5 protein-coding genes and 2 pseudogenes are annotated in these 5135 nt (G+C 45.1%); 1 reads left to right on the top strand and 6 read right to left on the bottom strand.

Going from position 1 to position 5135, the window contains the following annotated elements; genetic code table 11:
* Positions 1-76: 76 nt before the first annotated feature.
* Both V6C93_RS16500 and V6C93_RS16495 read right to left on the bottom strand, forming a co-directional pair.
* Entirely contained in the window at positions 77-1270 is a 1194-nt protein-coding gene (locus tag V6C93_RS16500) for an ATP-binding protein (RefSeq protein ID WP_349262738.1), read from the bottom strand.
* A 211-nt stretch (positions 1271-1481) separates the two neighbouring features.
* On the bottom strand, positions 1482-2339 hold the full coding sequence (locus tag V6C93_RS16495; protein WP_333477759.1) for an Rpn family recombination-promoting nuclease/putative transposase: 858 nt from the start codon (positions 2337-2339) through the stop codon (positions 1482-1484).
* Positions 2340-2432: 93 nt separating this feature from the next.
* Here V6C93_RS16495 and V6C93_RS16490 point away from each other — a divergent pair, with 93 nt between their 5' ends.
* Positions 2433-2618 carry a hypothetical protein gene (locus V6C93_RS16490; RefSeq protein WP_333477758.1) on the top strand — a complete coding sequence of 62 codons (186 nt, stop codon included), beginning with the start codon at positions 2433-2435 and terminating at the stop codon, positions 2616-2618.
* 615 nt (positions 2619-3233) lie between these two features.
* Here the strand turns inward: V6C93_RS16490 and V6C93_RS16485 are convergent.
* From V6C93_RS16485 to V6C93_RS16475, 4 genes and pseudogenes are all read right to left on the bottom strand, one after another.
* Positions 3234-3731 (bottom strand): annotated as a pseudogene (locus tag V6C93_RS16485) (IS630 family transposase); the annotation flags it as partial.
* Between the two features lie 64 nt (positions 3732-3795).
* A complete protein-coding gene (locus V6C93_RS38285; RefSeq protein WP_349262737.1) occupies positions 3796-3987 on the bottom strand; it encodes a winged helix-turn-helix domain-containing protein in 192 nt (63 codons plus the stop codon).
* The gene (locus V6C93_RS16480) at positions 3945-4406 is read right to left on the bottom strand and encodes a hypothetical protein (protein WP_333477757.1); all 462 of its coding nucleotides are present in this window, start codon (positions 4404-4406) and stop codon (positions 3945-3947) included. The genes V6C93_RS38285 and V6C93_RS16480 overlap by 43 nt, the downstream gene beginning before the upstream one ends.
* A pseudogene (locus tag V6C93_RS16475) lies at positions 4406-4945 on the bottom strand (hypothetical protein); the annotation flags it as partial. The gene V6C93_RS16480 and the pseudogene V6C93_RS16475, both read right to left, overlap by 1 nt.
* Positions 4946-5135: the final 190 nt, after the last annotated feature.

Below are 5135 nucleotides of genomic sequence, written 5' to 3'. Positions count from 1 at the left end.
GCCACATCTTCATTCCCACCCCCAACCCCTAACCCCTGACTCCTGACTTCTGACTCCTGACTCCCGCCTTCTCTACTCATAGCTGCAACTCTTTCGCCTCTGCCAAAACCGGATTAATATCAAACCAAGGTGCTTCATCATCATTGCGGTATTCAAATACCAACATATTCCGCAACAGGGTTTGGTATTCTGGCGCTTGTTGCACCCTTTTAAGTTCCCTCACTTGGCACAGCAATTCCCACTCATGAGGTTTGATGCCTAAGACTATCTTATTGCGTCGCTCTCGAATCACTTTTTGCACACAATCCAGCGAGATGGGAGGATTTTTTTTCTGAAGACAGCTATAAAGTAGTCCTAACAAGTTCCGCACATGACCCCCACTTCCTCGGCATAATCGATCCAAGGTTTCAGGACTATCAAAAACTTCAGGAATTAAATGTAGCCGATGATCTGGATTGACATGAGGAAATGCCCTCGCTAGTACCATTTGCCGCAGCAGTGCCATCCCTTCGGCGCACTCGCTGCCATCTTTTGAGTGTACAGGTACCATTGGCAGTACTTTCGGGTCTATCCCGCCGCCTAAGCGAGTGGCTAGCACTTCAGACTCATTGGAGAAAATTAAGGATAGGGGGATAGTGTAAACGAGATGGCAATTAAGTCGGCGTAACTGTTCGCCCCGGTCGATGAACAGGTATTCTGGTAACATGCGTCCAGAAGCTAGAGGACGACTATCCACGCGATCGAGATTATCGACAATCACCACCAATCCATGTTTGCCTCGACGTTTGAGTTCTTGGGTGGCGCGATCGATTAAGTCGTTGATTGCTTCTAGAATTCCATTGGTGCGCGGTTCTAGGTATTGGCGTAATTGACCGCGAAGCTTAGGGCTATCCTTGGTTTGAGCGGTAATTTTGGCGATGCCCAAGGACAACTCGGCACCTAGGGTAAGATCGACTGGGGTTTGCATGAAGTCTTTGACTTCAGTAAACAGATTCGTAAAGTACCCCGGTTTGAGCTTGATGTTAATCGCTTCCAGGCTGGTGCTGACTTGACGTGCGATCGCCAGTAAAATATCACTGATATCCACATCAGCCATGTCTAAATCCTGGCTCGACTCAAAGTAAACGACATGAAGTCCCTGTCGTTCCAACTGGTCTTTGAGCCGTAACAACTCAGTGGACTTGCCACAACCGATATGTCCGCTAAATAACTGACAAGTGGGTTCATCGGGTGAAAACAGGGTGATGGTGCGACCCAATTCCTCTATAATTTAGCCACCCCGCACCGAGGAGAAATCGATATAGTAGGGTCTATCCCCAGCCTTAGCCAAGTCCAGGGTTTTGCTGGGATTACATGCCTGGTAAAACTGCCTCAAATCCAGTGCCATTAATTGCCTCGCAACAGAGTGTATCCATACTTTCTACCGCCGCTATTTTACTGATTCCGAACAAGGCTTTGAGGGATATTAGCTTGAAGCAAGTTTATGAATGATTGGTGTCAGACTCAGGTGATGGAGCATTTTCAGGCTGCTGTTGTATAGCTGCTTCAACCGTTTCAAGGTCTAGACCTAACCGTTGGGCTATTTCCTCAAGGCTTAATCCTACTTCTAGCAGCAAGGAGACCATTTCTAACTTAGCTTCTAGCTTGCCTTGTTCGCGACCTTGCTCAAGCCCTTCTTGGCGACCTTCCTCAAGGGCTTCTTGATAGAATCTTGTTTGTTTCAGTTCGTTCAATGCCAGCATAGCTTCGATTTCCTCGCGACTCAGTTTGGGAAACTTGTACAAAATAACTGTTTCTATCAATTCTATGACTTGTTGCTGGGTGACGACATCTGCCAATTCTCGTTGTGCTTTTTCAATTAAATTTCGGGCGACTTGGGGTGTTTTCTTTTTGGATTCTACGACTAACTGGACAATGCCTATACCGATATACTGCTCGGCTGTTTCTCCAAGTTCATCCAGGTAAATTTGTCGTACCCGATGCTCCATTAGCTCTCTGTATTGTCGGGGTGCTGGGGTTTCGATACTGCGGCGGCGGTAGATAACGATCGCATACCATTCCTTGTTGTGGTCGTACTGGTAGAAGTAAAGGAAAATCTCTGCAAACAGGCGAGCGTAAAACTTTGGCTTTTTTTGAAACTGCACTTCGACAAAGTAAATGGGCAGTTCTGATTCCTCAGCCACTGGAAGAAATAAGCCATCGAAACGGAAGGCTTGTTGTTTGACTTCAGGAGAGGTGAATTGATAGCAGCTGATATCGGTGGTAGGCTGTCCAATCAGTTCAAAGAAGATACTGGGAAAATTTTGAAAAATTTGATAGAAAATTGTGTCAGTTTTCAATGTTTATCTATTTACAGATGTTTCTAGTTTTAATAATATCATTATGTGGTTTATTCCCAATCAAATATGGAAATAATTCATCAAGCAGTTCGATTGAACTACACGCGCATTTCAGAAAGTATCCAAGCTGAGCTAACGTTTCTGTCTGAACTTTCAGAACTTACGGATGATGAACGGTTCAGGCAGTCGATTGCGGAGGTGATTTACAGCCTCAATGATTTGTCGGATACATTAACTTTGCAACGGCGATATCTAAAACCTCGGTTTGATGCTGAGTAACGGTTAGTTTGTTCGGCTTTTGTTTACCCCCCTAACCCCCCTTGCTAAGGGGGGAACAAGAGGTACGAGAAAAATTTATCTTGTATGTCTTGATTGGTAAGGGAGGCTAGGGCGGTTAACAAAGGCTGAGGGTATTCATGCGATCGGCTTTGTCGGTACCTCTTGGGCGATCGCATAATGTCTTCAAAGTAGAATGGCGCGATGACTTACGATGCCGAAGGCGGTTTGCTTCATGACTATCCCCTGCCGGAATTCAGGGTAGGATTTGAAGTGTGGGTCGAAAAGCCTGCTTGGATAAAAGTAGGGAGCAATTCAATATGGCGTACAGCGATTTTACGACTCTCAGCAAAGTCAGAACAACATTTAATACCAAATCCGGGTTGACTACCCCCTTTATCAGGAAAGATGATCTCCCTGAATGCGATCGCAAAAATGGAAGTAGCTCAAACTCAGCTGACAAACAAGGTTAAAAGTTATTAATTATCAATAAAAACAGCTTCTTGAAAAGATAAAAACACACTGTCATTAACTTCTTTTCACAGAAGCTGTAATCTAAGTAAGAGTATGAACTTAACACACAGGTAGAGGCTGAATTGCCCATTAAGTGTGTTTAACTTATCCAGTCTCTAAGGCTTCTGGATCGGGCCACCAGTAATAGTTAGTAAGTGCTTTTACTTTTGAGGGCATTTGTGAGACGATACAGCAGCGTTCTGCTAGGACTTGTTCTAATTCATCAAGTGTTTCAAAGCTCTTGTTAGCTAAAGGTTCATCACTAAGTTGCCACAGCCGCTCAGCTGGTTGTAATTCTGGAGAGTAAGCAGGCAAAGGTTCCAGATATATCCCTTCTGGTACAACCACTTTCTCGCTCATGTGCCATCCCGCTCGGTCAATGACTAACAAAATAATTTTGTTTTTTCCGGCTCCGATAGCTTTGGCAAAAGACTCTAAAACTAAGTTGAACCAATCAATGTTCACCCTCGGGATAATGAACCACTCAGTTTCCCCAGTTTTTGGATGTACAAAACTATAAAGATACAACCATTCATAGCGGTGATACACAGTAGCTATGGGTCTTTCTCCTATCGGTGCCCAGACTCGACGTAGAATCGGTTTGAGTCCTACACGATAGCGAAGCGGTAGCGAGGAACGAGCGTCTGTTCATCGAATGACCAGACTTCTATGACCGCATTAGGGAATTCTCGTTGCAGCTCTCTAACTCTTTCTTGCAGTTTTTTTTAAACTCTTGTTGTGCTTCTGGGTCGGCTTTCGCGTGACGAGGTCGGGGTTTTTGAGCAGAATAACGACATTTCTTCAGGTAGTCCCATCCTATGCAGAGGCCAAACTTTCTCTCGCCCTGTCTTTTTGGCAATCCAATCGGCTACATAAGAGCCCAGTCCAGATGCCTTTGTCTTCTGGTTGCTGTTTTAAGCTGGAACGTAATTCTTCTAGTTGCTCACTATTGAGCAGGGCGTGGGATGGGGGAGCTGTGCGCTGACGGCGGCGATTGCTGATCGCCACTTCCCCAAGTTGATTGTACGCCTTGACTATGTCCTTGGCGTAATCATAGTTCAATCCAACGGCAAGAGATGCTTGCTGGATTGTCCAGTGTTTCGACACTAACCACAGTAAATGCCAACGACGTGATTCAACTCTATCTCTCGCACCAAGGTAGCGGACTTTCAGTTCGCTGCTTGTCAGGTAAGGTTGGAGATGCGCTTTTTTGACCATGTCTCCAGGACGCGATCGCATATGAGGAAGATTATCCTTCCTGATAAAGGGGGTAGTCAACCCGGATTTGGTATCACATCTTCTAAAAATCCCTCCACCAGCTTGTTTTTCGTCCAACCCTGCTGATACTGCTCCAAGGTAGTAATCTTCTGGGTTTGCAATTGCATCCCCACAATTTGCAACTCAATCGGACGAACTTCCCCAACCTCCCCCGCCAAATCCTGCACGAATGCATCAATCAGCCCCGCCTCTAACGGAAACTGTGATTTTTCCGTCAAACTCTGCACCACACTTAGAGCATCTGCCAGTGAAAAGTTCCCCAAGTAATAGCGAATACCCTTATCGAGAATGTTGTTATTAATCACCGTTAAATCAAACAGGCGATCCAATTCCAACAAATAATGCAAATAATCTTCCCGCAAGGAAAGAATCACCTTGACAAACGGGATATCCAAACAAACGCGTAAAAACTCATAAAATGGGCGTCGTTGTTCTAGGTCAGTATAAACAAAGAAAAACTCTTCAAACTGGTCAAAAATCAGCACTGTCAACAGATTGCGCTCGGCATTATGGCGTAATTGTTCGAGGATTGACGAAGCAGGATATCCCCCTAAATCCCCCTTTTTAAGGGGGACTTTGACTAAATTCTCCCCCCTTCTTAACAAGAAAAAAATCTGATCAAGCATCGAGGAAAGCAACGGACAGACTCAACACAAATGATAGCAGCAATCCGCCAAGTGAATCGTCTAGAGTTGGCAGGAGAAACCTTAAGAGCAGCGCTCAACGAAA

Source organism: Allocoleopsis sp., assembly GCF_036703385.1.
Taxonomy (GTDB): domain Bacteria; phylum Cyanobacteriota; class Cyanobacteriia; order Cyanobacteriales; family Coleofasciculaceae; genus Allocoleopsis.
This window is presented reverse-complemented; position numbering and strand designations above follow the sequence as displayed.